This is a genomic window from Isoptericola sp. NPDC056573 (genome assembly GCF_042793335.1).
Taxonomy (GTDB): domain Bacteria; phylum Actinomycetota; class Actinomycetes; order Actinomycetales; family Cellulomonadaceae; genus Isoptericola.
On the sequence record NZ_JBHTUY010000004.1, the window covers coordinates 121465 to 146791 of the forward strand.

Sequence of the window (25327 nt, forward strand, 5' to 3'; positions counted from 1 at the left end):
TTCGTGACTCCGCGAGGTAGTGCACTACCTCGCGAGAACTCGAACTACCTCGGCAGTTCTCGTGCTACCTCGCGACCGGAGCGGTCAGCCGCCGCTGACGCTGAGCTCGGCCTCGCGCAGCTTCGCCTCGAACTCCGCGTCGAGGTCGCGGGAGTCGAGCCAGCCGTACGGCAGGTGCGGCTGCTTCGGTGAGCCGGCGCGGCCGCGCGGACCCTCGGCGTCCTCGCCCGGGTAGCCCTGCTCCAGGTCGAGGGCGTCGAGCCGCTCGCGCAGCTCCGCCAGCGTGGAGACCATCGCGAGCTCGTGCCGCGCCTCTCCCCCGACGACGTAGCCCTTGAGGTACCAGGCCATGTGCTTGCGCAGGTCGCGCATGCCCTTGCCCTCGTCGCCGTCGAAGTAGGCGATCATCAGCTCGCCGTGGCGGAAGATCGCGTCGGCGACCTCGCGCAGGCCGGGTCGCACGCGCGTCGTCGTGCCGTGGAACGCGGCAGCGAGGTCGGCGAAGAGCCACGGGCGGCCCTGGCACCCGCGCCCGACGACGACGCCGTCCGCCCCCGTCTCGCGCACCATCCGCAGCGCGTCCTCGGCGGACCAGATGTCGCCGTTGCCGAGCACGGGGACGCTGCGCACCTCCTCCTTGAGCCGCGCGATCGCGGTCCAGTCGGCGGTGCCCGAGTAGTACTCGGCGGCGGTGCGCGCGTGCAGCGCCACCGCGGCGACGCCGAGCGACTCGGCGATGCGGCCGGCCTCGAGGTAGGTGAGGTGGTCGTCGTCGATGCCCTTGCGCATCTTCACGGTGACGGGGACGCCGTGCGGCTCGGCCGCCTCGACGGCCGCCCGCACGATGTCGGTGAAGAGCTGCCGCTTCCACGGGAGCGCGGAGCCGCCGCCCTTGCGCGTCACCTTGGGCACGGGGCAGCCGAAGTTGAGGTCGACGTGGTCGGCCCGGTCCTCGCCCGCGATGATCTTCACCGCGGCACCGACCGTGGCGGGGTCCACGCCGTACACCTGGGCGGAGCGGGGCGTCTCGTCGTCGCCGAACGTGACGATCCGCAGCGACTCGACGTTGCGCTCCACCAGCGCGCGGCTGGTCACCATCTCCGCCACGTACAGCCCGGGGTCGTAGCCCTGCGACGCGCCGGCCTCCCGGCACAGCGTGCGGAAGGCCCGGTTGGTGACGCCGGCCATCGGCGCCAGCACCACCGGGGTGTCCACGGTGATCGGCCCGATCTGCAGCGGCGGCAGGACGCGCTCGGCGGCGGGCACGGCCGCGCCGAGCTCTCCGGACGCAGGCGTGCTGACGGGATCGAGGGTGGAAGTCACGTTCCCATTGTCGCAAACCCCGCCGTGCCGGCGTGGTCAGGTTCGTCACGCCGCCCGTCCCGGTCGCGGCGGCGGCTCAGAGCCAGCCGTTGTCCTGCGCGATCCGCACGGCCTCGGCACGCGTCCGGGCGCCCGTCTTGCCGATGGCCGCCGACAGGTAGTTGCGCACGGTGCCCTCGGAGAGGAACGCCTCCGCCGCCACCTGCGCGACCGTGCCGCCGTCGGCCGCGAGCGCCAGCACGTGCCGCTCGCGCTCGGTGAGGGGGCTCGCCCCGACGGCCAGGGACGCGACGGCGAGGTCCGGGTCGACGGCGCGCAGCCCGGCGTGGACGCGGCGGACGGCGTCGGCGAGCTGCTCGGCGGGCGTGTCCTTGACGACGAACCCGCTCGCCCCGGCGTCGAGCGCGCGGCGGAGGTAGCCGGGACGGCCGAACGTGGTCACGACGAGCGAGCGGCACGACGGCAGCTCGCGGCGCAGCACGGCGGCGGCCGCGATGCCGTCGAGCCCGGGCATCTCGACGTCGAGCAGGGCGACGTCGACGGCGTGCTCACGGGCCGCGTCGAGCACCTCGTCGCCGCGCCCCACCTGGGCCACGACCTCGAGGTCGGGCTCGAGGTCGAGGAGGGCGGCGAGCGCGCCGCGGACGAGGGCCTGGTCGTCGGCGAGCAGCAGTCGGATCACGGGTCGATCCTGGCACCCGCCGGGGCGCCGTCGCGTACCGTCACGGCGAGGCGGAAGCCACCGAGCGGGCCCGGGCCCGTCTCCAGCACCGCGCCGGCCTGCCGGGCGCGCGCGGCCAGTCCGGTCAGCCCGTGCCCGCCGCCCTCGTAGGGTGTCCCGTCCCGTGTCCCCTCCCGTGTCGCCGGCCGGCCGCGGCCGTCGTCCTCCACCACGAGCGAGTCGGCGGTGACGGTCACGACCACGCGCGACGCGCCTGCGTGCCGCAGCACGTTGGTGGTGCCCTCCCGCAGCACCCACGCGAACAGCTCACGCCGGTCGGCGGGGACGACGTCGGCGGCGCCGGGGAGGTCCGCCGCGACGCCGGCCGCGTCGAGCGCGGACCGGGTGGCGGCCAGCTCGCCGGCGAGGGTCACGCGTCGTGACCCGGCGACCATGCCGCGCACGTCGGCGAGCGCGCCGCGCGCCAGGTCCTGGATGTCCGCGACCTCGTGCGCGGCACGGGCCTCGGGCGCGGCGTCGGGCCGGTCGGGCGCGCCGGCACGCAGCAGCTTCGCGGCGAGCTCCGCCTTGACGGAGATGACGGTGAGCGAGTGGCCGAGCACGTCGTGCATGTCGCGGGCGATCCGCTCCCGCTCGCGGGCGACGGCGAGGTCGGCGAGCTCCTGCCGTGCGGCGATCAGGCGCCGGTTGCGGTCGATCACCTGCATGAACCCGTAGACGGCGGCGCTGGCCAGGACGACCGCCAGCGCGTTGCCGTCCTCCGTCGCCCAGCCCGGCAGCACGCGGGGCAGCACGAGCATCACGACGATGCTCGTCACGACGACCCACAGCGCGGCACGGCCGCCGAGGGAGTAGATCGCCGTGACGCACACGAAGACGAGACCCACCAGGCCGTGCTCCTGCGCGGCGAGGCACGACAGGGCGACGCACCCGGCCTGCACCACGATCAGCACGACGGCGGCCCGGCGCGGCACGCGACCCCGGCGCTGCAGGGTCAGCACCGTCCCGGCGAAGATGGCGCCCACGCCGACCACGCCGAGCACGCCCGCGACACGCAGCGCGACGGTGTCGGCGTCGAGCGCCGCCCTGAACGGCTCCGCGAGAAAGACGACCCAGACGACCGAGACGAGCAGCCCGACGCGCCGCCGCGCCCAGGGCGGCCCGCCGGGAGCGCCGCCCTGGGCGAGGTCGAACGCGGCGCCGCCCGCGGGCTCGGCGGACGGCGCGGCGGGGGACGTCGAGGTCACGCCCCCCACCGTGCCACGCCCGCGCAGGTGGCGGGCCATAGGGTCGGCAGGACCGCTCACACCCGCGCCGTGTCCTTGCGGAACCGCCAGGCGGCGCCCGCCGCGAAGACGGCGGCCCAGGCCAGCACGTTCACGACCGCGGCGACGCCGAGGTCGCCGCCGAGCGGGGCGTGCACGAGCTCGGCCAGGCCGTACGTCGGGAAGAGCTGCGCCACCGTGGCCCACCAGCCGTCGCCGAGCGGCATGAACAGCCCGCCGGCGAAGGACAGCAGCGCCAGCACGGGCCCGAGGATCTGCATGACGTTCTCCGCCGGCAGCAGGTAGCCCATGAACAGGCCGAACGCGGCGAAGACGAGGGAGCCCACCCAGGCCAGCAGGGCGCACAGCACCCAGGCCCCTGCCGACATCTGGGCCCCGGCGACCGCCGCCACCGCGAGGGTGACCACGACGGAGCCCGCGCCGAGGACCATGGCGCCGGCGAGCTTCACCCCCACGTAGACGGCGGGGCGCAACGGCGTGAGGCGCAGCTGCCGCGTCCACCCCTGGGCACGCTCCACGGACACGCCGGCGCCGCCCGCGGTGGCGGTGACCATCGCCCCGTACAGCGCCATCGAGACGGCGATCCACCCGGCGACGTTCCCGTGGCCCGTGCTCTGGCTCACGTCGTCGCCCTGCAGGCCGAAGATGAGGAAGAGGGCCGGCGGCATCACCATCGAGAAGATCAGGGTGCGCCGGTTGCGCAGCGCGCGGCGCAGCTCGACGGCGAGGTAGGCGCGCGCGGCCGTGAGGGGCCGGACGGCGGGCCGGGCCGTGCGGGCGGCCGGGGGCGGCGTCGTCGTGCCGGGGGTGACGGTCGTGGCGCTCATCGGGTGGCTCCGTCCGTGCTCGGGGCGGCGCCGGGGGCCGCGGTGGTGGTGAGGGCGACGAACGCGTCCTCGAGGTTCTCGGAGGCGACCTCGAGGTCGCGCGCCGCGGTCTGCGTGAGCAGGAGGCGGGCGACGACGTCGGAGTCGGGGGTGCGCACGACGAGCCGCGTCCCGCGGTGGTCGATGGCGTCGACGACGGGCAGGTCGCGCAGCCGGGCGGCGACGGCGGCGCGCTCGCCGTCGTCGTCGATGCGGGCGCTCACCGTGCGGCCGGACGCGAGGCTCCTCACCTCGGCGGTCGAACCGTCGGCGACGACCCGTCCGCGGCTGACCAGCACGACGCGGTCGGCGTACGTGTCGGCCTCCTCCAGGTAGTGCGTGGCGAAGACGACGGTGCGCCCGGCGGCGGCGGCGGCGCGGATCGCGGCCCAGAACTCGCGGCGGCCCTCGACGTCCATGCCGGTGGTGGGCTCGTCGAGGAGGAGCAGGTCCGGCTCGCTGACCAGCGCCATCGCGAAGCGCAGGCGCTGCTGCTGGCCGCCGGAGCACTTGCCCACCAGGCGGTCGGCGAGGTCGGCGATGCCGGCCCGCTCCAGGTAGGGCGCCGGGGAGCCGGTGCGGCCGAAGAGCGCCGCGGTGAGCGCGACCGTCTCTGCCACCGTGATGTCGCGCAGCAGGCCGCCCGTCTGCATGACGGCGGCCACGCGGCCGGCGGCGATCGCGTCCGCGGGGTCGGCGCCGAACACCTGCACGGTGCCGGCGCTGGGGGCGCTCAGGCCGAGCACCATGTCGATCGTGCTGGTCTTGCCGGCGCCGTTGGGGCCGAGGAAGGCCACCACCTCGCCGGGGGCGACCTCCAGGTCGATGCCGTCGACCGCGCGGACGGGTCCGGACGGCGACGCGAACTCCTTGCGCAGCCCGCGCAGGCTCAGCGCCGGCGGTGCGGGCGATGTGGTGGTGCTCGTCGAGGTCATGCCTCGATCGTCGTCGCCCTGCGCGCTGACCTGCAGGGTCGCCTGTCACGACGTGGCCATGACATCTGTCATGGCCACGCCGCGACGGGAGCCGTCAGCCGAAGTTCACGCCCTGCGCGAGGGGGAGCTCGGTCGAGTAGTTCACGGTGTTGGTGACGCGGCGCATGTACTGCTTCCACGAGTCGGAGCCGGACTCGCGGCCGCCGCCGGTGGACTTCTCGCCGCCGAACGCGCCCCCGATCTCCGCCCCGGACGTGCCGATGTTGACGTTGACGATGCCGCAGTCGGAGCCCACCTCCGACAGGAACGTCTCGGCCTCCCGCACGTCGAGCGTGAAGATGGCGCTGCTCAGCCCCTGCGGGACGTCGTTGTGCAGCGCGATGGCCTCGTCGAGCGTGTCGTAGGTGAGCACGTAGAGGATCGGCGCGAACGTCTCCCGGCGCACGACGTCCGTCTGCCCCGGCATCCGCACCAGGGCGGGCGAGACGTAGGCGGCGCCGGGCGCGCCGTCGACGTCCACCGCCTCGCCGCCCACGACGACCGTGCCGCCGTCGGCGCGCGCCTCGTCGAGCGCGGCGAGCATCCGCTCGCGCGCCCCGGCGTCGGTGAGGGGCCCGACGAGCGTGCCGTCGGCACGCGGGTCGCCGACCGGGAGCCCGGCGTAGACGGTCTCGAGGCGCCCGACGAGATCGTCCACCACGGACGAGTGCACGACGAGGCGGCGCAGGCTGGTGCACCGCTGGCCCGCCGTGCCCGCGGCGGCGAAGACGATGCCGCGCACGGCGAGGTCGAGGTCGGCGGACGGCGCGACGACGGCCGCGTTGTTGCCGCCGAGCTCCAGCAGGTACCGGCCGCCGCGGCCGGCGACGACGGGCGCCACCTGCTGGCCCATGCGCTCCGAGCCGGTGGCCGACAGCAGCGCGACCCGGCGGTCCGCGACGAGCGCCTCCCCCGCCTCGCGGGCGCCGAGCACGACCTGGCTCACGGCCTCGGGGAACCCCGCCTCCGCGAGCGCCCGCCGCAGCAGCGCGTTCGACGCGAGCGCGCTCAGGGGCGTCTTCTCGCTCGGCTTCCACACGACCGTGTCGCCGCAGACCAGCGCGACGGCGGTGTTCCAGGACCACACCGCCACGGGGAAGTTGAACGCGCTCACCACGCCGACGACGCCGAGGGGGTGCCACTGCTCCATGAGCCGGTGCCCGGGGCGCTCCGACGGCATCGTGCGGCCGCCGAGCGACCGCGACAGGCCGACCGCGTAGTCGCAGACGTCGATCATCTCCTGCACCTCGCCGAGCGCCTCGGAGGTGATCTTGCCCGCCTCGATGGTCACCAGCTCGGCCAGGTCGGCCTTGTGCTCGGTGAGCAGCTCGCCGAGGCGGCGCACGACGCCCCCGCGCACCGGCCCGGGCACCGAGCGCCAGGTGCGGAAGGCCTCCGTCGCGGCGGTGACGGCGGCGTCGACGTCGGCCGCGCCCGCCTCGGGGAGCGTGAGCAGGGCCTGGCCCGCCAGCGGCGAGACGACGGCCAGCCCGCCCTCCGCGGGGGCGGCGGGGACGTCGGCCCCGATCCGGGCCAGGGCCGCCAGCGCGGCGTCGCGCAGCTCGGCGCCCAGGGTGCCCGTGGCGGGGGTGGTGGTGTCGATGGTGGTCATGCGTCGGCTCCCGTGCTCGTGGTGGTGGGGACGGCGGGCGTCGCGGCCAGGGTCTCCGGCGCGACGCCGAGGCGCTGCGCGGCGGAGGTGAGCGAGGCCGCCACCTGCGCCGCGTAGAGGTCGAAGGGGTCGAACAGCTCGCGCCCGACGGCGCCGGCCATCCAGTCGGCGTCGCGCTCCTCGCCCGCCTGGCTGGCGTCCTTGGAGCCTTCCTCCGTGAGGTTCGACTGGAAGATGCCGGCGGCGGAGCGGGGCAGGAAGTCCTCGTAGACGATCGGCTCGCGACGCACCCCGGCGGGCCCGGCGCCGTCGTCGGACACCTCGTAGGTGAACCAGCCGAGGCCTTGCTCGACCAGCCCGGCCTCGCTGTCGGGGAAGGTGCGGCGCCACACCTCGGGCGTCGCGCCCTCGACGACGGCGGCGTCGTACCGCGCGCGCCCCTCGCGGGTCAGCGCGATCCCGCGCGCCTCGACCTCGCCGAACCGCACGCGCAGGGAGTCCTGCACGACCTCGCCGTCCGGCGTGCGGAACGAGCGCGGCTCCGCGAGCGCGCGGAACGACGTCTGCCGCAGCAGCACGTCCGGCCCCTCCCACAGCGGCGGGCCCTGGATGGCGTCGATCATCGTGATGCCGCGCGCCTCCATGCGGGCGTACAGGTCGTCGATGTCGAGCACGCGCGGGGTGAGGTGGTTGATGTGCGTGGACGGCACGCCGCCGATGTCGGCCGCCACCGCCGAGACGGCCTCCAGCTCCCGGTACCAGGCCTGGTCGACGGGCTCGCGCCCCAGCTCGAACGCGGCGGTCGCGCGGCGCAGGAACTCCGCGGCGTCGCCGGCGCCCAGGCCGCCGTCCGCCTCCGCGCGGTCCGCGAGCGCCAGCAGCTCGGGCCCGAACAGCGTCCGCCTCGTCAGGAACGTCTCGAGGCGCTCCTGCAGGTCGGCGCTGAAGAACCGCCGGTCGGACGGCACGAGCATGGACGTGAAGACGCGGAACGGGTTGCGCGCCAGCTCGGCGCGGTCGGTCGGGCGGAAGGCCGTCGAGATGACGGGCACGGAGGACGACGACGCGTCGCGCAGGTCGTAGAAGCCCACGGGGTGCATCCCCATCGCGCCGAAGATCCGCGCGACCTGCTGCAGCTCCGCCGGCGTGCCCACGCGGATCGCCCCGTGGCGCTCGGCCGTGACCCGGTCGATGGAGCCCAGCCGCTCCGCGTCGGCGCCACGGGCGCGCACGACGTCGGCGTTGACGTCGTGGGACACCTCGAGCAGCGTCGTGTAGGCGGGCACCTCCCGCCCGTACATGTCGGACAGCGAGCGCGCGAACGCGGCCCGGAGCTGCCACGGTGCGAAGAAGTCGGTCGTCACGGTGCGTGCGTCCTCTCTCAGATGATGTTCGCCTCGGTGCGCGACCGTCGCGCCCCGAACCGCCCGGCGTCGAACGCGGACACGTCGACACCGCGTGCCGCAGGCGTCCCCGCCCGCCCGAGGTACAGGTCGGTCAGGGCCTCCCCCACGGCGGGCGCCTGCAGGAAGCCGTGCCCGGAGAAACCGCAGGCGTACAGCACGCGCGCCCCGCCGGGGCCGGCCGGCGCCTCGCCGATCAGCGCGTCGTGGTCCGGCGTGAGCTCGTAGAGCCCGGCCCAGCCCCCCGTCAGCGGGGCGTCGGCGAGCGCCGGGGTGGCTCGCGCGACCAGCTCGCGCAGCCACGGCTCCCACCCCGGGTCGTAGGCGGTGTCGAAGCCGACCGGGGTGTCCGGCTCCGAGGCGCCCAGCAGCAGGGTGCCGCGGGCGTCCGCGTTGTGCAGGTAGAACGTGGTGCCGAAGTCGATGGTGAACGGCAGGGTCGGCGGCGCGGGGTCGAGCGGTCCCGTGAACACGATCTGGCGCCGCACCGGGTCCACGGGCAGGTCGACGTCGACGATCGCGCCGACGTCGCGGGACCAGGCCCCGGCGCACACGACGACGGCGGGCGCGGTGACGGCCCCGCGCGGCGTCACCACGGTGAGCCGGCCGTCCGCCTCGGTGTCGACGGCGGTCACCGGCGCGCCCGTCACGACGCTCGCGCCGTGCCGGCGCGCGCCGTCCGCGTACCCCGCCACGACCGCCGCCGGGTGCGCCCAGCCGTCCCGGGGTGCATAGGCCGCGCCCGCGTAGGCCGTCGCGGACAGGTACGGGTTGAGGCGGCGGGCCTCGGCGACGGTGAGCAGGCGGCTGTCGACGCCGAGGTCGCGCTGCATCGCGACGGACCGTCCGAACAGGGCGACGTCGTCGTCGGTGGGCAGCGCGAAGAGGTAGCCGGTCTGGCGCAGCCCGACGTCGGCACCAGGGCGGGACCGGAAGTCCTCGAACAGCTCGAGGCTGCGGTGGCCGAGCGCGACGTTCGCCGGGTCGGAGAACTGCGCGCGCACGCCCCCGATCGGCTTGCCGGAGCTCCCGCGGCCGAGCTCGCCGGCCTCGAGCAGCACCACGGCCGCCCCCGCCTCCGCGAGGTGGAAGGCCACGGACGCCCCCATCACCCCGCCGCCGACGACGACCACGTCCGCCCGCGACGGCACCGCCTGGGACCGCTCCACCCGACCTCCTCGTCGACCTGCTCGTGCGCCCATCGTGGACCGGGACGAGCGTCCAGCACCATCGAAGGTTCGTCGCCGTAACCGTGCAGGGACTCTGCACGGTTGTAGCCTGGCGAGATGGACACCGGTGCGGCCGAACCGCCGGGACGCGACCTGCCCTGGTCGGGGCTGCGCGCCCTGCGCGCGCTCGCCGACCACCGCACGATGACCGCCGCCGCCGCGGCCCTGGGCTACACGACGGGCGCCGTCTCGCACCAGCTCGCGGCGCTCGCCCGGGCGGTGGGCACCGAGGTGGTCCGGCCGCACGGACGGGGGGTCGCGCTCACCGAGGCCGGTCTCGCGCTCGCGGAACGGGCCGAGCCGCTCCTCGCGGCCCAGCGCGACGCGCTCGACTCGGCCCGCGCGGCGAGCGGCGACGCGTCGGGCACGGTGCGCGTCGGCGCCTTCGCGACGGTCGCCGCCAGCCTGCTGCCCCAGCTCGTCGCGCGCCTGGCGACGTCGCACCCGCGCATCACCCTGGTCGGGATCGAGCTCACGGTCGACGACGTGGCGGGCGCGGTCCGACGCGGCGACGTCGACCTCGGGCTCGGCCTCGACTATCCGGGCGCGCCCATCCCCCGGCTCCCCGGCACGGCCCTCCGACCCCTGCGGACCGAGCGGTTCGAGCTGGTCTCCACGCCCACCTCGGACCTGCCCGCACGCCTCCACCTCGCCGACCTCGCCGAGATGCCCTGGATCCTGCCCCCGTTGCCGACGCACTACGGCGCGGCGGTGCGGGGCGCCTGCCGTGCCGCGGGCTTCGAGCCCCGCGCCGCGCACGAGGTGAACGACACCTCCACGACGCTCGCCCTGGTGGCGCAGGGGCTCGGCGTGACGCTGGCCACGCCGATCATGCTCACGCTGCGCCCCGCGCACGACCTGCGCACCACCACCCTGTTCGACCTCGTGGAGCGTGAGATCGTGCTGCTCGAGCCGTCGACGGCGCCCCGCCGTCCCGCGGTCGAGGAGGTGGCCCGCACCATCGAGGCCGTGGTGCACGGGACGGGGCGGTTCACGACCGGGTTGTGAGGGGCATCACGGGCGAAGCCGACAACGCGCGTGTATCGGGAATGCGTGCCAACATCGTCGCGATCGCGTCGCCGCACGGGCGGCGCGAAGAGACTGGAGGTCCCCATGCCCGCATGGCTCATCCTCGTTCTGGTCGGCGTCGTCCTCGTGATCCTCGGGGTCGCGACGAGCATCGGCCAGTTCCTGATCTGGCTCGGCGTCATCGTCCTGGTCGCGAGCCTCGTGCTCGGACTGGTCCGGCGAAGCCGCACCTGAGCGAGCAGCGTCAGGGGGACGCACGAAGGGGCTCGGGTCCGCTGCGGCGGATCCGAGCCCCTTCCGCCTTGAAGGCGGGCTCCGGTCAGAAGGCGGCGAGGTGCTCCGCGAGGTAGGCGGTGACCTTGGGGAGCGCCACGCGCTCCTGCGCCATGGTGTCGCGGTGGCGAATGGTCACGGCGTCGTCGTCCAGGGTGTCGAAGTCGACCGTGACGCAGAACGGCGTGCCGATCTCGTCCTGACGGCGGTAGCGGCGACCGATGGCGCCGGCGTCGTCGAAGTCGACGTTCCAGCTCCGACGCAGCTCCGCGGCGAGGTCGCGCGCCTTGGGCGACAGGGCCTCGTTGCGCGACAGCGGGAGGACGGCGGCCTTGACCGGCGCGAGGCGCGGGTCGAGGCGCAGCACCGTGCGCTTGTCGACGCCGCCCTTGGTGTTGGGCGCCTCGTCCTCGGCGTACGCCTCGACGAGGAACGCCATGAGCGAGCGGGTCAGGCCCGCGGCCGGCTCGATGACGTACGGCAGCCAGCGCTCGTTCGTCGTCTGGTCGAAGTACGACAGGTCCTTGCCGGAGTGCTCCGAGTGGGTCTTGAGGTCGAAGTCGGTGCGGTTCGCGATGCCCTCGAGCTCGCCCCACTCGCTGCCGGTGAAGCCGAAGCGGTACTCGATGTCCACCGTGCGGGTGGAGTAGTGCGAGAGCTTCTCGGCCGGGTGCTCGTACAGGCGCAGGTTCTCGGGGTCGATGCCGAGGTCCGTGTACCAGGACATCCGGGTGTCGATCCAGTACTGGTGCCACTCGGCGTCCGTGCCCGGCGCGACGAAGAACTCCATCTCCATCTGCTCGAACTCCCGCGTGCGGAAGATGAAGTTGCCCGGCGTGATCTCGTTGCGGAACGACTTGCCGATCTGCGCGATGCCGAACGGCGGCTTCTTGCGCGACGCGGCGGCCACGTTGGAGAAGTTCACGAAGATGCCCTGCGCCGTCTCGGGGCGCAGGTAGTGCACGCCGGACTCGTCCTCGACGGGGCCGAGGTACGTCTTGAGCATCATGTTGAAGTCGCGGGGCTCGGTCCACTGCCCGCGGGTGCCGCAGTTGGGGCAGGCGATCTCGGCGAGGCCGCCCTCGGGGGCGCGGCCCTTCTTCTCCTCGAACTCCTCGATCATGTGGTCCTCGCGGAACCGCTTGTGGCACGAGAGGCACTCGGTCAGCGGGTCGTTGAACGCGCCGAGGTGGCCGGACGCGTGCCACACGGGCGTGGGCAGGATGACGGCGGAGTCGAGACCCACGACGTCGTCGCGACGCGTCATCGCGCGCCACCACTGCTGCTTGATGTTCTCCTTCAGCTCCACGCCGAGGGGCCCGTAGTCCCACGCGGAGCGCGTACCGCCGTAGATCTCGCCGGACTGGAACACGAAACCTCGCCGCTTGGCGAGGGAGACGACGGCGTCGAGCTTGGCGGACGGGGACGGTGCTGCCACGGATCACTCCTGGATGTCGGGCCGCCACGTGGCTCGTGGGGCCGGTGCGGGGAACGCCGCCCGGTCGGCACGTCGGGGCCCGACGTCGACCGGCTGCGGTGCCCCCAGCCTACCGGGGCCCGTCCACCGGCCCGGGCGGGCCCGACCCGGCCCGTCACCCCTCGGCCTCGGCCACCGAGCGCGGCGGGGTGCCCGGTCCGGGGACGACCATCCCGGCCGGCGTGAGCCACGCCGTGCACTCGGCCACGAACCGGCCCGCGAGCACCGCGGGGTCCTGGGCCCACAGCTCCTGGGCCTCCTCGAGACCGCACGTCATGACGGCGAATCCCCGGACCTGCTCGCCGGGCCCCTCCGCCGGGCCCGCCGCGAGCAGCAGGCCGCGCTCGTGCAGGTCGGCGACGGCCGCCAGGTGCGCGTCCTGGACCGCCACCGCGTCGTCCTCGGGCAGCGGCGCCCAGCCCTCGGGGCGCAGCAGCCGGACCAGCACCAGCTCGTCGAACCGCATCGGGCCCTCCTCACGACCGGGCTACGGGAGCACCGCGAGCTCGCGCCGCAGGAACGCCGCCAGGCGGTCGAGCGCCGGCACGGCGGCGGCGCACCAGCCCGGGAACGAGAAGACGCCGTGCGGGCTGTCGACGAGGTGCAGGTGCTCCACGCGCACGCCCGCCGCGCGCAGCGCCGCGCCGTAGCGCTCCCCGTCCTCGCGCAGGTAGTCATGGTCGGCGGTGAGCACGAACGCCGGAGGCAGCCCCGCGTGCTCGGCGAGCTGCGGCGACACGAGCGGGTCGCCCGGGTCGCCCGCCGAGCCCAGGTAGGCGGCGACCGCGTCCGGCGCGTCGGCGGTGCGCCCGAAGGGCCAGGCCGCCTGCGGGATCATCATCGGCGCCCCCGGGCGCAGGTCGAAGGCGCCCTGCGCCAGGGCCTGGGCGCGGAGGTGCGGGCCGCCCCGCTCGCGCGCCAGCAGCGTCACCACCGCGGCGAGGGTCGCCCCGGCGCTCTCCCCCACGACGGCGAGCCGGCCCCCGTCCCCGCCGAGCTCGGCGGCGTGCGCCGCCGCCCAGGCCGCGACGGCGTAGCAGTCCTCGCCCGGCGCCGGGACGGGGAACTCCGGGGCCAGGCGGTACCCGGGCGCGACGACGACGGCGCCGACGCGCGTCGCGAGGTGGCTGGACAGCCAGGCCGTCATGGACCGGTGCCCGAAGACGAACCCGCCGCCGTGCAGCACGACGAGCAGTGGGAGGCTTCCCTCGACCCCCGCGGGCCGGTAGGTCAGCGCGGGGATCCCGCCGGCCGGCCCCGGGACGACGAGCTCTCCCACGCCCGCCGCGGGGTCGGGGCGGCCGCTGAGGACCTCGCCGACCCAGCGGGGTCCGGACCGGGAGTTCAGCCTGTGCCGCGTGGCGTCCGACATCCGGGCGTACGGGACCACCGCCCGGTTGATCGCCGCCCCGAGCAGGCGCACCCGCCACTGCAGCGCCATGGCGCCCTCCTTCCCGCGCCGCACCCTCCGATGATGGGACGTCCCGCCCGGTGGCCGGTGACGCGCCGGAGAGGGTGAGATCGGCTCCGGGCCGGCGGGCGCACGGCCGTGTTGACAACCGTTCTCAATTATCTGAGAATCGTTCTCATGCTTCGCCGACGCGCGGTCCTCGCCGCCCTGCCCGTCCTCGCCCTGCCCGCCGTGCTCGCGGGCTGCTCCACCGACGACGGCTCCGCCGACGGCACGCTCGAGGTGCTCGCGTCCTTCTACCCGCTGCAGTACGTCGCCGAGCAGGTGGGCGGCGACCTCGTCACCGTCTCCAACCTCACGCCGCCGGCCGCGGAGCCGCACGACCTCGAACTCTCCCCCGCGCAGGTGCGCGAGATCGGCACGGCGGACCTCGTCGTGTACTCCTCCGGCTTCCAGTCCGCCGTCGACGAGGCCGTCGCGACGCAGTCGCCGGAGCACGTCGTCGACACCAGCGATGTGGTGACCCTCGAGAACCACCCGGGCACGCCGACGGGCGAGGACGCGACGGCGGACGCGCTCGAGGACACGGGCGAGCACGCCGACGAGGGCGCCGACGACGGCCACGACCACGCCGAGGGCGCGAAGGACCCGCACTTCTGGCTCGACCCGACGCGCGTGATCGACGTCGGGCACGCCGTCGCCGCGTCCCTCGGGGAGGCGGACCCGGAGCACGCGGCCACGTACGCCGAGAACGCCCGCGCCCTGGAGAAGGCGCTGACGGACCTGGACGGCGAGTTCTCCGCCGGCCTGGAGGAGTGCGCGTCGCGCACGCTCGTCACGTCGCACGAGGCGTTCGGCTACCTCGCCGAGCGCTACGACCTGGAGCAGGTGGGCATCGTCGGCCTGGACCCGGAGGCCGAGCCGTCCCCCGCGCGGCTGCGCGAGGTGGGTGCGATCGTCGAGGAGAACGACGTCAGCACCATCTTCACCGAGACGCTCACCAGCCCGAAGGTGGCCGAGACCCTCGCGAACGACATCGGCGTCACGACGGCCGTCCTCGACCCGCTCGAGGGCCTGTCGAAGGACGCGGCCGCGGCAGGGGACGACTACGTCTCGGTCATGCAGGACAACCTGGCCGCGCTCACCGAAGGGCTCCAGTGCTCATGACCACGCTCGCCACCGACTCCCCGAGCGGGGCCGAGACTCCCCCGCCGCCGCGGGACGACGCCGTCCCGGCGATCGAGGCCCGTGACGTGCACGTCCGCCTCGGCGCCAGCCCCGTGCTGCGCGGGGTGGACCTCACGGTCCGCCGCGGCGAGGTCGTCGCGCTGCTGGGCGCCAACGGCTCCGGCAAGTCCACCCTGGTGCGCACGCTCGTGGGCGTGCTGCCGGCTGCCGAGGGCAGCGTGCACCTGTTCGGGCACGCGCTCGGCAACGCCGTCCCCTGGTCCCGCGTCGGTTACGTCCCGCAGCGCGTCAGCGCCGCCGCCGGCGTCCCGTCCACGGCGGCCGAGGTCGTGGCCTCGGGCCTGCTGCACGGCCGGCGCCTGCGGCTGCCGCGCGGCTGGCGCGCCCGCGTGCGCGAGGCGCTCGACCTGGTCGGCCTCGCCGACCGCGCCCGCTACGCCACGCACCAGCTCTCCGGCGGCCAGCAGCAGCGCGTGCTCATCGCCCGCGCCCTGGTCCGCAGGCCCGAGCTGCTCGTGCTGGACGAGCCCGTCGCCGGCGTCGACCGGCCCAGCCAGGAGGCCTTCGCCGCCACCATGACGCGGCTCGTGGCCGAGGGCATGACCGTGCTGGTCGTGCTGCACGAGCTCGGCGAGCTCGCGCCCCTGGTGCAGCGCTGCGTCGTGCTGCGGCACGGGCGCGTGGTGCACGACGGCGCCCCGCCCACCCCGCAGCCGGGCCACGGCGGCGACGCCCACGAGCACGTGCACCCGCACGCGCACGCCCGCACCGTGCAGCGCCCCGAGGACGTGCGCCTCGCCGAGGGCCCGTTCGAGCGACCCGACGACACCGAGGACGAGGTGGCACCGTGAGCGGCCTGTGGGAGATGGTCACCGACCCGTTCATGCAGCGAGCGCTCGTCGCCGCCCTGCTGGTCGGCCTGAGCGCGCCCGTCGTCGGCACGTACCTGGTGCAGAAGCGCCTCGCCCTGCTGGGCGACGGCATCGGGCACGTCGCGCTCACCGGCGTCGCGCTCGGCTGGCTCGTGGGCGCGGCGATGGGCCTCGTGCCCGACGACGTCCTCGCCGTCCCCGGCGCGGTGGTCGCCGCCGTCGCCGGCTCGGTCCTCATCGAGGTCGTGCGCCGCCGCGGCCGCACGTCGGGCGACCTGGCGCTCGCCATCCTGTTCTACGGCGGCATCGCGGGCGGCGTGCTGCTCATCGGGCTGGCCGGCGGCTCGTCCGGCAGCCTCATGGCCTACCTGTTCGGCTCCATCTCCTCGGTGACGCTCTCCGACGTCTGGGTCACCGTGGCCCTGTGCGGCCTCATCCTGCTCATCGGCCTGGGGCTGCGCGCCGCGCTGTTCTCCGTGAGCCACGACGAGGAGTTCGCCGTCTCCTCGGGGCTGCCCGTCTGGGCGCTGAACATGGCCGTGGCGGTGCTCGCCGCGCTGACGGTGACCGTCGCGATGCGTGTCGTCGGGCTGCTCCTCGTCTCGGCGCTCATGATCGTGCCGGTGGCGATCGGCCAGCTCGTCACCCGGTCGTTCCGGCGCACGATGCTCGTCGCGTCGGTCGTGGGCGTCACCGTGTGCGTCACGGGACTGTCCATCACCTACTGGCACAACGTCTCGCCCGGCGCGCTCATCGTGGTCCTCGCGATCGCCGTCTACGCCGTGGTCGCCGCGCTGCACCCGCTGCTCGCCCGCCGGCGCGCGCCCCGCGACCCGCATCCCGACATCCCCGACGACGTCGCCGTCTCCCCGGTCGGCGCCGGCCGGGGCGCACCTCAGGAGGAGTGCACGCCGTGAACGACACCACGTCCCGCACCGCCCGGACCGCCGCACCGCCGCGAATGACGCGGCAACGGGCGGCCGTGGCGGACGCCCTCGGCGACACCGACGAGTTCCGCAGCGCCCAGCAGCTGCACGAGCTGCTGCGCTCCCGCGGGGACGCGGTCGGCCTCGCCACCGTGTACCGGACGCTGCAGGCGCTGGCCGACGGCGGCGACGTCGACGTGCTCCGCAGCGAGGACGGCGAGAGCCTCTACCGCCGCTGCGCCCGGCGAGAGCACCATCACCACCTGGTGTGCCGGACCTGCGGGAGCACGGTCGAGATCGACGGCCCGACGGTCGAGCAGTGGTCCGCGTCGGTCGGTGCCGCGCACGGCTTCGCCGACATCGAGCACACCGTGGAGCTGTGGGGCACCTGCGCCGCGTGCCGGTCGGCGGACGACCGGTCGAATTAGGGCAGGCATACCTCAGTCGGGCACAATGTTCCCGTGCACCTGACCACGCCCGCGCTCGCCGCGGCCGCCGAGGAACCCACCGGCGTCTTCACGATCGCCGGTGTGCCGTTCTGGGTCGTCTACGCGGCCGCGTTCGGGATCGTGCTGGTGCGCGCGCAGGCCACCTACTGGGCGGGGCGCGGCGTGGCCCGAGGCACGTCCCGCGGCCGGGTCGCCGACACCCTGGCCCGCCCGGGCGCGGCGGCCGTGATCGAGCGCGTGAACCGCTGGGGCCCGCCCGCGGTGACCCTGTCGTTCTTCACCGTCGGGGTGCAGACCCTCGTCAACCTCGCCGCGGGCTACCTGCGGATGCCCTTCGGCCGCTACCTCGCGGCGCTGCTCGCCGGCTGCGCCGTGTGGGCCGGCATCTGGACGACGGTCGGCACCGCCGCCGTCAACGCGGCGATCGCCGTCGGCCTGCGCCATCCCGTCACCCTCGTCGCGGTCGGCCTCGGGGCGGTGGCCCTGGTCTCCTGGGTGGCCTACCGGCTGACCCGTCGGACGCCCGCGGAACACCCCGCCGGACGCCCCGCCGACCCGACGGTCGCCCCCGCGGCCGAGGACGCGTCGTGAGCACGACCACCGCCGCCGTCGCCCCCGCAGCCCGGCCCGCGTCCGCCCTCGTCGCCCGGCGCGCCCGCGGCCGCCTCCTGGTGGTCCTGGCCGCCCTCGTGGTGCTCACCCTCGTCGTGCTGGCGAGCCTCGCGCTGGGCGTGCGCGACATCGACGTCGCGACCGTCTGGCAGGCCCTCACCCACCCGGTCGCGGGGAACGTCGACCACGACGTCGTGCGGGACCAGCGGGTGCCGCGCACGCTGATCGGCCTCGCCGCCGGCGCGGCGCTCGGCATCGCGGGCACCCTCGTGCAGGGCGTCACCCGCAACCCCATCGCCGACCCCGGCCTGCTCGGCCTCAACTCGGGCGCGTCGCTCGCCGTCGTGATCGCCGTGTCGATGCTCGGCGTGGCCTCGCCGCTCGGGTTCGTCTGGTTCGCGTTCGCGGGCACCGCCGCCGCCGCGCTGCTGGTCTTCTCCATCGGCGCCGGGCAACCGGTCAAGCTCGCCCTCGTCGGCGCGACCGTCACCGCGCTCATCACGCCCCTGATCACCCTGGTGCTGCTGCGCGACCCCGAGGCCTTCAACATGTACCGGTTCTGGGCGGTGGGCTCCCTCACCGGGCGGGGCACGGAGACGCTCGCGGTGCTGTGGCCGTTCGTCGTCGTCGGCGTCGTGCTGGCCGGGGCGCTCGCCCACCGGCTGTCCATGCTCGCGCTCGGTGACGACGTCGCCTCCGCGCTCGGCCAGCGCGTCGGGGTGACGCGGGGGCTCACGGCCGTCGCCGTCATCCTGCTCGCCGGGACGGCGACGGCGCTGGCCGGCCCCATCGCCCTCGTCGGGCTCGCCGTGCCGCACGCCGCCCGGCGCCTGGTCGGCACGGACTACCGCTGGATCGTCCCGCTGACCGCCGTCCTGGGCCCCGTGATGCTGCTGGGGGCCGACGTCGTCGGACGCCTGGTGCTGCCGCACTCCGAGCTCGAGGCCGGCGTCGTCGCCGCCGCGATCGGCGCCCCCGTCCTCGTGGCCGTGGCCCGCGGCCGGACCGTGGCGGGGGTGTGAGATGACCGCCGACCTCGCCGCCCGCCCGGCGGGCCCCGACTCCCCCGTCGCCGCCGCGGACCCCGTCGCCTCCCTGCGCCGCCGCCGGCGGCGGCGGCTCACCCTCGTGGTCGCGTCGCTCGTCGTCCTCCTCGTGGCGTTCGCGACCCTCGCCCTCACGCTCGGAGAGGCGTCGCTCGCGCCCGGCCGCGCCCTGGCGGCGCTGTTCGGCGTCGGGTCGGACGCCGACATGTTCGTCGTGCACCGGCTGCGGCTGCCCCGCATCGAGACGGCCGTCCTCGCGGGCGCGTCCTTCGGGCTCGCGGGCGCCATGTTCCAGACCACCCTGCGCAACCCGCTCGCCAGCCCGGACATCCTCGGCATCGCCAGCGGCGCGAGCCTCGGCGCGGTCACCGCGATGCTCGTGCTGGGACTCACCGGCCTGGCCGTGTCCGGGGCGGCGTTCGTGGGCGCGCTCGTCGTCGCGATCGCCATCTGGCTGTTCGCGTGGCGCCAGGGCCTGCACTCGATCCGCTTCGTCCTGGTCGGCGTCGGCTTCGCCTACCTGTGCTCGTCGCTGCTGGCCTGGCTGCTGGCGAGCGTCGAGATCCGCGCCGCCCAGTCCGCCCTCGTGTGGACGGTCGGGAGCGTGGCCGACGTGCGCGGCGCGGACCTCGTGGCCTTCGCCGCGGCCGCCCTGGTCCTCGGCGCCGGGATCGCCGCCGTCTCACGGTGGCAGGGCCCGCTCGCGCTCGGCGACGACAACGCGCGCGCCCTCGGCGTCCCCGTCGACGCCGCCCGCGTGACGTCCCTGCTGCTGGCCGTCGGCCTGGTGGGGGTCGCGACGTCGTTCGTCGGCCCGCTCGCGTTCGTGGCCCTCGTGGCCCCCGCGATCGCGCGCCGCCTGCTGTCCGACGGCGGCGCCGCCCTCGCCGTCTCAGTGCTCACCGGCGCCGTCCTCGTGCTCGCCGCGGACGTCGTGGGTCAGCACCTGCTGTTCGGCCTCGAGGCACCCACGGGCATCGTGACCGGGCTGATCGGCGCCCCGTACCTGCTGTGGCTCCTGGCCACCGACCGAAGGAAGAGGCTCGCATGACCGACGTGCACCGGCCCTCCGCGCCGCCCGCGCGTCCTGACGCGACGCCGGGCACGACGTCCGGCACGCGCCGGGAGGCGGCGCCGGACGTCACGCTGCGCGCGCACGGCGTGAGCCTCGGGTACGACGGGCACCGCGTGATCGACGGGCTCGACCTGGAGCTCCCCGCCGGCCGCGTGACGGCGATCGTCGGCCCCAACGCCTGCGGCAAGTCGACCCTCCTGCGGGGCCTGGCGCGCCTGCACCCGCTCGACGGCGGCCGCGTGACGCTGGGCGGCGAGGACGTGGGCGGCCTGTCGCGCAAGGAGCTGGCGAGGCGGGTCGGCGTGCTGCCGCAGTCGTCGATCGCGCCCGACGGCGTCCGCGTCGCGGAGCTCGTGGGCCGCGGCCGGTATCCCCACCAGGGGTGGTTCGGCCGGCACAGCTCCACCGACGACGGCGCGGTGCTGCGCGCCCTGGAGGCCACCGGGGTCGCCGACCTCGCCGACCGCCCCGTCGCCGAGCTGTCGGGCGGCCAGCGCCAGCGGGTGTGGATCGCGATGGTGCTGGCGCAGGAGACCGACGTCGTGCTGCTCGACGAGCCCACCACGTACCTCGACCTCGCCCACCAGGTCGACCTGCTCGACCTGCTGACCGAGCTGAACCGCACCCGGGGCACCACCGTGGTGATGGTGCTGCACGAGCTCAACCTGGCCGCCCGGTACGCCGACCACCTGGTGGTGATGAGCGCCGGGCAGGTGGTGGCCGAGGGCCGCCCCGGTGACGTGCTCACCGCCGCCTCGGTGCATGCGGCGTTCGGCCTGCGGGCGCAGGTCGTGCCGGACCCGGTGTCGGGAACGCCACTCGTCGTCCCCCTCGGCCGGACGCACGGCGACGGCCCGAGATAGGTTAGGCTCGCCTCACCTATTGTTCCTCTCGCGCCGCCGGCGCGAGCAACCGAGGAGAACTCGTGCGTCTTCGCCGTCCTCTCACCGCTGCCGCCGCCCTCGCGGCGACGGCCGCCCTGACCCTCGCCGGCTGCGCCTCCGACGACGCCCCGGAGAGCGGCCAGTCGGCCGCCTCGGGCAACGTCCGCTCCGAGCCCACCGACGAGTTCCCGATCACGATCGAGCACGCGCTCGGCGAGACGGTGATCGAGAAGGCGCCGCAGCGCGTCGCCACGTGGGGCTGGGGCTCCACCGAGGCCGCCATCGCCGCCGGCGTCTACCCGGTCGCGGTCGCCGAGCAGATCTACACCGTCGGCGAGGACGCGCTGCTGCCGTGGGTCGAGGACGCCTACGACGAGGAGGGCGTGGACAAGCCCGCCATCCTGTCCGACCCCGAGGGCGGCTCGACGGTGCCCTACGAGGAGTTCGTCGAGGCGAAGCCCGACCTCATCGTGGCGCCCTACTCCGGGCTCACCCAGGAGCAGTACGACGTCCTGAGCGACATCGCCCCCGTCGTCGCCTACCCCGACGCCCCGTGGACCACCACGTGGCAGGACACGATCACGCTCACGGCCGAGGCCCTCGGCCGCTCGGACGTGGGCGACCAGGTGCTCGGCGACATCGACGACTTCGTCGCCCAGCAGGCCGCCGAGCACCCGGAGTTCGCCGGCAAGACGTTCGCGGCGATCTACGACGACCCGACGAAGGGCATCGTCTCCGTCTACACGCCGCTGGACCCGCGGACCGTGTTCCTCGAGGGCCTGGGCGTGAAGAACGCGCCCTCGGTCACGGAGCTCGACACGTCGAACGGCAGCTTCTACTACGACCTGTCCTACGAGGAGCTGGACAAGCTCGACTCGGACTTCGTCATCTCCTACTCGGCCAGCGACGAGGCCGCCCAGGCCTTCGACGACAACAAGGACCTCCAGGCGATCCCCGCGGTCAAGGCCGGGAAGGTCGTGAAGGTCGTCGGGACGGCGGAGGTGTCCGCCGTGTCGCCGCCCACCGCCCTGTCGGTGTACTGGGAGAAGGGTCTGCCCGCCCTCGTCGACTCCATGGCGACGGTGCTCGGCGACTGATCCCGCCGCCCGATCACGCAGGAACCCCCGCCCGGTCGCCACGACCGGGCGGGGGTTCCTGCTCGTTCAGCCGGCGTCGGGGGTGTCGACGGCCCCGCCGTAACGGCGGTCGCGGCGCGCGAACTCCTCCACGGCCCGCCACAGGTGCCGACGGTCGACGTCGGGCCACGGCTCGGGCAGGAACACCATCTCGGCGTACGCCGCCTGCCAGATCATGAAGTTCGAGGTGCGCTGCTCCCCCGACGAGCGCAGGAACAGGTCGACGTCCGGCAGGTCGGGCTCGTCGAGGTACTTCTGGACGGTCTTCTCCGAGACCCGCGCCGGGTTCAGCCTCCCCGCCGCAGCCTCGCGCGCGATGGCGGCCGCGGCGTCGGCGATCTCCGCCCGCCCGCCGTAGTTGACGCACATCGTCAGCGTGCAGCGGTCGTTCTCCCGGGTCATCTCCTCGGCGACCTGCAGCTCCTTGATCACCGAGCCCCACAGCTTCGGCCGGCGGCCGGCCCAACGGATGCGCACGCCCCACGACGACATCTCGTCGCGTCGCCGGCGGATGACGTCGCGGTTGAAGTTCATGAGGAACTTCACCTCGTCCGGCGACCGCTTCCAGTTCTCCGTGCTGAACGCGTACGCGGAGACGTGCCGGACGCCGATCTGCACGGCGCCGGCCACGACGTCGAGCAGGGACTTCTCCCCCTGCTTGTGCCCCTCCACCCGCGGCAGCCCGCGCGCGTTGGCCCACCGGCCGTTGCCGTCCATGACGATCGCCACGTGGTTCGGCACGAACTGCGCGGGGATGTTCGGCGGCGTCGCGCCCGAGGGGTGCGGGTAGGGCTCGGCGTACTCGACGGACGAACGGGGCATCAGGCCTCTCTCTCGATCATGTGCGCTCGATCATGCGCAGCGAGCGCAGCGTGCGCTCCAGGTAGTACTGGGAGTAGGCGGCGACCAGCCCCGAGGCCTCGGTGCGGTGGCGCGTCTCGGAGGCGTCCGCCGTCTCCCAGTCCCCGCCGAGCAGGGCGCCGAGCAGCGCGAAGGTCTCCGGAGCGGGTGCGGTGGAGCCCGGCGGCCGGCAGCGGGAGCACACCGCGCCGCCCTGTCCGACCGAGAACGCGTGGTGCGGGCCGGGCTCGCCGCAGCGGGCGCAGTCGGTGAACGACGGCGCCCAGCCGGCGACGGCGAGCCCGCGCAGCAGGTACGAGTCGAGCACCAGGCCCGGCGCGTGCGCGCGCTCGGCCAGCGCCCGCAGGGCCCCGGCGAGCAGCCAGTACTGCTGCACGGCGGGCTCGTGCTCCGCGGCGACCAGGCGGTCGGCGGCCTCGAGCATCGCCGCGCCGGACGTGTACAGCGCGTAGTCCTCGCAGATGGCGCGGGCGTAGGCCCCCACCGTCTCCACCTGCGTCACGGTGTCGAGGTTGCGCCCGGTGTGCAGCTGCACGTCCACGACCATGAACGGCTCCAGCCGCGCCCCGAAGCGCGACGACGTGCGCCGCACCCCGCGGCCGACCCCGCGCACCTTGCCGTGCTCGCGGGTGAGGAACGTGACGATCCGGTCGGCCTCGCCCAGCTTGTGGGTGCGCAGCACGATCGCGTCGTCTCGGTACAGGGGCACGGGCCCATTCTCTCAGCCCCCGCCCACGAAACAGGTCAGCGCCAGGGCCACGCGGACGTGGCCCTGGCCCTGGCCCTGATGGCTCGCGGGACGGGTCAGGCGCGGGCGGCGCGGTTCACGGCCGACACGATCGCCTTGAGCGACGCCGTCGTGATGGACGGGTCGATGCCGACGCCCCACAGCACGTCGTCGCCCACCTGGCACTCGACGTAGGCCGCGGCGGTGGCGTCGCCGCCCTCGGACAGGGCGTGCTCCGCGTAGTCGAGCACCCGCACGTCCACGCCGACCTTCGAGATCGCGTCGACGAACGCGGCGAGCGGCCCGTTGCCGGTGCCCTCCAGCGTGTGCTCCACGCCCTGGTCCAGGACGTCGACGGCGAGCGCGGTGACGCCGCCCTCGGCCGACGTCGTCCGGGTCTCGCGCAGCCGCAGGCGGCCCCACGGCTCCAGCCCCCGCGGGTCGCCCACCTCGACGGGCAGGTACTCGTCGCTGAAGATCCGCCAGATGTCGGATCCGGTGACCTCGCTGCCGTCGGTGTCCGTGTAGTGCTGCACGACGCCGGAGAACTCGATCTGCAGGCGACGCGGCAGGTCCAGCGAGTGCTCGGTGGACAGCAGGTACGCGATGCCGCCCTTGCCGGACTGCGAGTTCACGCGGATGACGGCCTCGTACGACCGACCCACGTCCTTCGGGTCGATGGGCAGGTACGGCACGCCCCAGGTGAGCTCGTCGACCGGCTTGCCCTCCGCCTCCGCGCGGGCCGCCATGTGCTCGAAGCCCTTCTTGATCGCGTCCTGGTGGGAGCCGGAGAACGCGGTGAAGACGAGGTCGCCCACGTACGGGTGCCGCTCGTGCACGGGGATCTGGTTGCAGTGCTCGACCGTGCGGCGGATCCCGTCGATGCCGCCGCCGACGGTGAAGTCGATCTGCGGGTCGACGCCCTGGCTGAACAGGTTCATGCCGAGCGTCACCAGGTCGACGTTGCCGGTCCGCTCGCCGTTGCCGAACAGGCACCCCTCGATGCGGTCGGCGCCGGCCTGGTAGCCGAGCTCGGCGGCGGCGACGGCGGTGCCCCGGTCGTTGTGCGGGTGCAGCGACAGCACGACGTGCTCGCGGAACGCCAGGTTCCGGTTCATCCACTCGATCGAGTCGGCGTAGACGTTCGGGGTGGCCATCTCGACCGTCGCCGGCAGGTTGACGATCACCGGGCGCTCGGCCGTCGGCTCCAGCACCTCCAGCACCTCGTTGCAGATGCGGGCGGCGAACTCGAGCTCCGTGCCGGTGTACGACTCGGGCGAGTACTCGTAGTACACCGTCGTCTCGGGGACGGTCTCCTCGAGCTTGCGACACAGGCGCGCGGCCTGCAGGGCGATGTCGACGATGCCGTCCATGTCGCTGCGGAACACGACCTCGCGCTGCAGGATCGACGTCGAGTTGTAGATGTGCACGATCGCCTGCTTGGCGCCGCGGATGGCGTCGTAGGTGCGCTCGATGAGGTGGTCGCGGCACTGCGTGAGCACCTGGATGACCACGTCGTCGGGGATGCGGCCGGTGTCGATGAGCTGGCGCACGAAGTCGAAGTCCGTCTGCGACGCGGACGGGAAGCCGACCTCGATCTCCTTGTAGCCCATCTGCACGAGCAGGTCGAACATGCGCAGCTTGCGCTCGGCGTCCATCGGCTCGATCAGGGCCTGGTTGCCGTCGCGCAGGTCGACGGCGCACCAGCGGGGGGCCTTGGTGATGCGCTTGTCGGGCCACGTCCGGTCCGGCAGGTCGACGGCGATCTGCTCGTGGAACGGGAGGTATCGCGTGTACGGCATCCCGGAGGGGCGCTGGGGGTTGGCGCCGGCGATGCCCTGAGGGTGATGGTTCTGCATGGTGTCGCGTCCTTCGGTGGGGGCTCGGTGACCGCCGATCCGGGTGGGGTCGTCGGTCATGACCAGTCGGCCGGCGCGCCACAACCTCCGCGACGGGGGTCCGGCCTTAGAGGGCCCCGCCGCGGCA

At 74.6% G+C, this 25327-nt stretch carries 25 protein-coding genes; 11 read left to right on the top strand and 14 right to left on the bottom strand.

Features of this window, described 5'->3' with window-relative positions; genetic code table 11:
• Window positions 1-84: 84 nt before the first annotated feature.
• From dusB to ACFQ8E_RS08075, 8 genes are all read right to left on the bottom strand, one after another.
• A complete protein-coding gene (gene dusB, locus ACFQ8E_RS08040) occupies window positions 85-1323 on the bottom strand; it encodes a tRNA dihydrouridine synthase DusB (RefSeq protein WP_430550050.1) in 1239 nt (412 codons plus the stop codon).
• Between the two features lie 76 nt (window positions 1324-1399).
• Entirely contained in the window at window positions 1400-2005 is a 606-nt protein-coding gene (locus ACFQ8E_RS08045) for a response regulator transcription factor (RefSeq protein WP_430550051.1), read from the bottom strand.
• Window positions 2002-3252, bottom strand: a complete 1251-nt coding sequence (locus tag ACFQ8E_RS08050) for a sensor histidine kinase (protein ID WP_430550052.1) — start codon at window positions 3250-3252, stop codon at window positions 2002-2004. Before ACFQ8E_RS08050 ends, ACFQ8E_RS08045 begins: the two co-directional genes overlap by 4 nt.
• Window positions 3253-3308: 56 nt before the next feature.
• On the bottom strand, window positions 3309-4118 hold the full coding sequence (locus tag ACFQ8E_RS08055; protein ID WP_430550053.1) for an ABC transporter permease: 810 nt from the start codon (window positions 4116-4118) through the stop codon (window positions 3309-3311).
• Window positions 4115-5092 carry an ABC transporter ATP-binding protein gene (locus ACFQ8E_RS08060; protein WP_430550054.1) on the bottom strand — a complete coding sequence of 326 codons (978 nt, stop codon included), beginning with the start codon at window positions 5090-5092 and terminating at the stop codon, window positions 4115-4117. The genes ACFQ8E_RS08055 and ACFQ8E_RS08060 overlap by 4 nt, the downstream gene beginning before the upstream one ends.
• Window positions 5093-5186: 94 nt before the next feature.
• Window positions 5187-6743 (bottom strand): aldehyde dehydrogenase family protein, encoded by a 1557-nt coding sequence (locus ACFQ8E_RS08065; RefSeq protein WP_430550055.1) that lies wholly within the window; start codon window positions 6741-6743, stop codon window positions 5187-5189.
• Entirely contained in the window at window positions 6740-8107 is a 1368-nt protein-coding gene (locus ACFQ8E_RS08070; protein ID WP_430550056.1) for a 2-oxoadipate dioxygenase/decarboxylase family protein, read from the bottom strand. The genes ACFQ8E_RS08065 and ACFQ8E_RS08070 overlap by 4 nt, the downstream gene beginning before the upstream one ends.
• Window positions 8108-8124: 17 nt before the next feature.
• Complete coding sequence (locus ACFQ8E_RS08075; protein ID WP_430550057.1) at window positions 8125-9315, bottom strand: NAD(P)/FAD-dependent oxidoreductase; 1191 nt, start codon at window positions 9313-9315, stop codon at window positions 8125-8127.
• A gap of 117 nt (window positions 9316-9432) precedes the next feature.
• Here ACFQ8E_RS08075 and ACFQ8E_RS08080 point away from each other — a divergent pair, with 117 nt between their 5' ends.
• Complete coding sequence (locus ACFQ8E_RS08080) at window positions 9433-10383, top strand: LysR family transcriptional regulator (protein WP_430550058.1); 951 nt, start codon at window positions 9433-9435, stop codon at window positions 10381-10383.
• A 105-nt stretch (window positions 10384-10488) separates the two neighbouring features.
• Window positions 10489-10638, top strand: a complete 150-nt coding sequence (locus ACFQ8E_RS08085; protein ID WP_429764160.1) for a hypothetical protein — start codon at window positions 10489-10491, stop codon at window positions 10636-10638.
• Between the two features lie 85 nt (window positions 10639-10723).
• On the opposite strand, the gene ACFQ8E_RS08090 is transcribed toward ACFQ8E_RS08085, so the two are convergent.
• From ACFQ8E_RS08090 to ACFQ8E_RS08100, 3 genes are all read right to left on the bottom strand, one after another.
• Window positions 10724-12115, bottom strand: a complete 1392-nt coding sequence (locus ACFQ8E_RS08090; protein ID WP_430550059.1) for a glycine--tRNA ligase — start codon at window positions 12113-12115, stop codon at window positions 10724-10726.
• Window positions 12116-12269: 154 nt separating this feature from the next.
• A complete protein-coding gene (locus tag ACFQ8E_RS08095; protein WP_430550060.1) occupies window positions 12270-12620 on the bottom strand; it encodes a YciI family protein in 351 nt (116 codons plus the stop codon).
• A 21-nt stretch (window positions 12621-12641) separates the two neighbouring features.
• Complete coding sequence (locus tag ACFQ8E_RS08100; protein ID WP_430550061.1) at window positions 12642-13595, bottom strand: alpha/beta hydrolase; 954 nt, start codon at window positions 13593-13595, stop codon at window positions 12642-12644.
• A gap of 147 nt (window positions 13596-13742) precedes the next feature.
• Between ACFQ8E_RS08100 and ACFQ8E_RS08105 the strand changes: the two genes are divergently transcribed.
• The 9 genes from ACFQ8E_RS08105 (at window position 13743) to ACFQ8E_RS08145 (ending at window position 21714) form a co-directional block, all read left to right on the top strand.
• Window positions 13743-14732, top strand: a complete 990-nt coding sequence (locus ACFQ8E_RS08105; protein ID WP_430550062.1) for a metal ABC transporter solute-binding protein, Zn/Mn family — start codon at window positions 13743-13745, stop codon at window positions 14730-14732.
• Complete coding sequence (locus ACFQ8E_RS08110) at window positions 14729-15604, top strand: metal ABC transporter ATP-binding protein (RefSeq protein ID WP_430550063.1); 876 nt, start codon at window positions 14729-14731, stop codon at window positions 15602-15604. The genes ACFQ8E_RS08105 and ACFQ8E_RS08110 overlap by 4 nt, the downstream gene beginning before the upstream one ends.
• A gap of 14 nt (window positions 15605-15618) precedes the next feature.
• Window positions 15619-16542: a metal ABC transporter permease gene (locus tag ACFQ8E_RS08115; protein WP_430550377.1), complete on the top strand. Its 924-nt coding sequence runs from the start codon at window positions 15619-15621 to the stop codon at window positions 16540-16542.
• Between the two features lie 44 nt (window positions 16543-16586).
• Entirely contained in the window at window positions 16587-16979 is a 393-nt protein-coding gene (locus tag ACFQ8E_RS08120; RefSeq protein ID WP_430550378.1) for a Fur family transcriptional regulator, read from the top strand.
• Window positions 16980-17012: 33 nt separating this feature from the next.
• A complete protein-coding gene (locus ACFQ8E_RS08125; RefSeq protein WP_430550064.1) occupies window positions 17013-17591 on the top strand; it encodes a DedA family protein in 579 nt (192 codons plus the stop codon).
• Window positions 17588-18634 (top strand): FecCD family ABC transporter permease, encoded by a 1047-nt coding sequence (locus tag ACFQ8E_RS08130; RefSeq protein ID WP_430550065.1) that lies wholly within the window; start codon window positions 17588-17590, stop codon window positions 18632-18634. The genes ACFQ8E_RS08125 and ACFQ8E_RS08130 overlap by 4 nt, the downstream gene beginning before the upstream one ends.
• 1 nt (window position 18635) lies before the next feature.
• Window positions 18636-19709 carry a FecCD family ABC transporter permease gene (locus ACFQ8E_RS08135; RefSeq protein WP_430550066.1) on the top strand — a complete coding sequence of 358 codons (1074 nt, stop codon included), beginning with the start codon at window positions 18636-18638 and terminating at the stop codon, window positions 19707-19709.
• Window positions 19706-20596: an ABC transporter ATP-binding protein gene (locus ACFQ8E_RS08140; RefSeq protein WP_430550067.1), complete on the top strand. Its 891-nt coding sequence runs from the start codon at window positions 19706-19708 to the stop codon at window positions 20594-20596. The genes ACFQ8E_RS08135 and ACFQ8E_RS08140 overlap by 4 nt, the downstream gene beginning before the upstream one ends.
• A gap of 62 nt (window positions 20597-20658) precedes the next feature.
• Window positions 20659-21714 (top strand): iron-siderophore ABC transporter substrate-binding protein, encoded by a 1056-nt coding sequence (locus ACFQ8E_RS08145; protein WP_430550068.1) that lies wholly within the window; start codon window positions 20659-20661, stop codon window positions 21712-21714.
• 66 nt (window positions 21715-21780) lie between these two features.
• Here ACFQ8E_RS08145 and ACFQ8E_RS08150 read toward each other — a convergent pair whose 3' ends face one another.
• The 3 genes from ACFQ8E_RS08150 to leuA form a co-directional block, all read right to left on the bottom strand.
• Complete coding sequence (locus tag ACFQ8E_RS08150) at window positions 21781-22575, bottom strand: isoprenyl transferase (RefSeq protein ID WP_430550069.1); 795 nt, start codon at window positions 22573-22575, stop codon at window positions 21781-21783.
• A 16-nt stretch (window positions 22576-22591) separates the two neighbouring features.
• Window positions 22592-23323, bottom strand: a complete 732-nt coding sequence (gene recO / locus ACFQ8E_RS08155; RefSeq protein ID WP_430550070.1) for a DNA repair protein RecO — start codon at window positions 23321-23323, stop codon at window positions 22592-22594.
• A 95-nt stretch (window positions 23324-23418) separates the two neighbouring features.
• Window positions 23419-25200: a 2-isopropylmalate synthase gene (gene leuA / locus ACFQ8E_RS08160; protein WP_430550071.1), complete on the bottom strand. Its 1782-nt coding sequence runs from the start codon at window positions 25198-25200 to the stop codon at window positions 23419-23421.
• Window positions 25201-25327 lie beyond the last annotated feature (127 nt).

Excerpts from the sequence above, each read along its gene's own strand:
- ACFQ8E_RS08135 (WP_430550066.1), top strand. The coding sequence starts at position 18,636 with ATGACCGCCGACCTCGCCGCCCGCCCGGCGGGCCCCGACTCCCCCGTC.
- ACFQ8E_RS08060 (WP_430550054.1), bottom strand. The coding sequence starts at position 5,092 with ATGACCTCGACGAGCACCACCACATCGCCCGCACCGCCGGCGCTGAGC.
- ACFQ8E_RS08055 (WP_430550053.1), bottom strand. The coding sequence starts at position 4,118 with ATGAGCGCCACGACCGTCACCCCCGGCACGACGACGCCGCCCCCGGCC.
- ACFQ8E_RS08100 (WP_430550061.1), bottom strand. The coding sequence starts at position 13,595 with ATGGCGCTGCAGTGGCGGGTGCGCCTGCTCGGGGCGGCGATCAACCGG.
- ACFQ8E_RS08095 (WP_430550060.1), bottom strand. The coding sequence starts at position 12,620 with ATGCGGTTCGACGAGCTGGTGCTGGTCCGGCTGCTGCGCCCCGAGGGC.
- ACFQ8E_RS08140 (WP_430550067.1), top strand. The coding sequence starts at position 19,706 with ATGACCGACGTGCACCGGCCCTCCGCGCCGCCCGCGCGTCCTGACGCG.
- ACFQ8E_RS08110 (WP_430550063.1), top strand. The coding sequence starts at position 14,729 with ATGACCACGCTCGCCACCGACTCCCCGAGCGGGGCCGAGACTCCCCCG.
- ACFQ8E_RS08150 (WP_430550069.1), bottom strand. The coding sequence starts at position 22,575 with ATGCCCCGTTCGTCCGTCGAGTACGCCGAGCCCTACCCGCACCCCTCG.
- ACFQ8E_RS08120 (WP_430550378.1), top strand. The coding sequence starts at position 16,587 with ATGACGCGGCAACGGGCGGCCGTGGCGGACGCCCTCGGCGACACCGAC.
- ACFQ8E_RS08115 (WP_430550377.1), top strand. The coding sequence starts at position 15,619 with ATGGTCACCGACCCGTTCATGCAGCGAGCGCTCGTCGCCGCCCTGCTG.
- leuA (WP_430550071.1), bottom strand. The coding sequence starts at position 25,200 with ATGCAGAACCATCACCCTCAGGGCATCGCCGGCGCCAACCCCCAGCGC.
- ACFQ8E_RS08080 (WP_430550058.1), top strand. The coding sequence starts at position 9,433 with ATGGACACCGGTGCGGCCGAACCGCCGGGACGCGACCTGCCCTGGTCG.
- ACFQ8E_RS08105 (WP_430550062.1), top strand. The coding sequence starts at position 13,743 with ATGCTTCGCCGACGCGCGGTCCTCGCCGCCCTGCCCGTCCTCGCCCTG.
- ACFQ8E_RS08065 (WP_430550055.1), bottom strand. The coding sequence starts at position 6,743 with ATGACCACCATCGACACCACCACCCCCGCCACGGGCACCCTGGGCGCC.
- ACFQ8E_RS08085 (WP_429764160.1), top strand. The coding sequence starts at position 10,489 with ATGCCCGCATGGCTCATCCTCGTTCTGGTCGGCGTCGTCCTCGTGATC.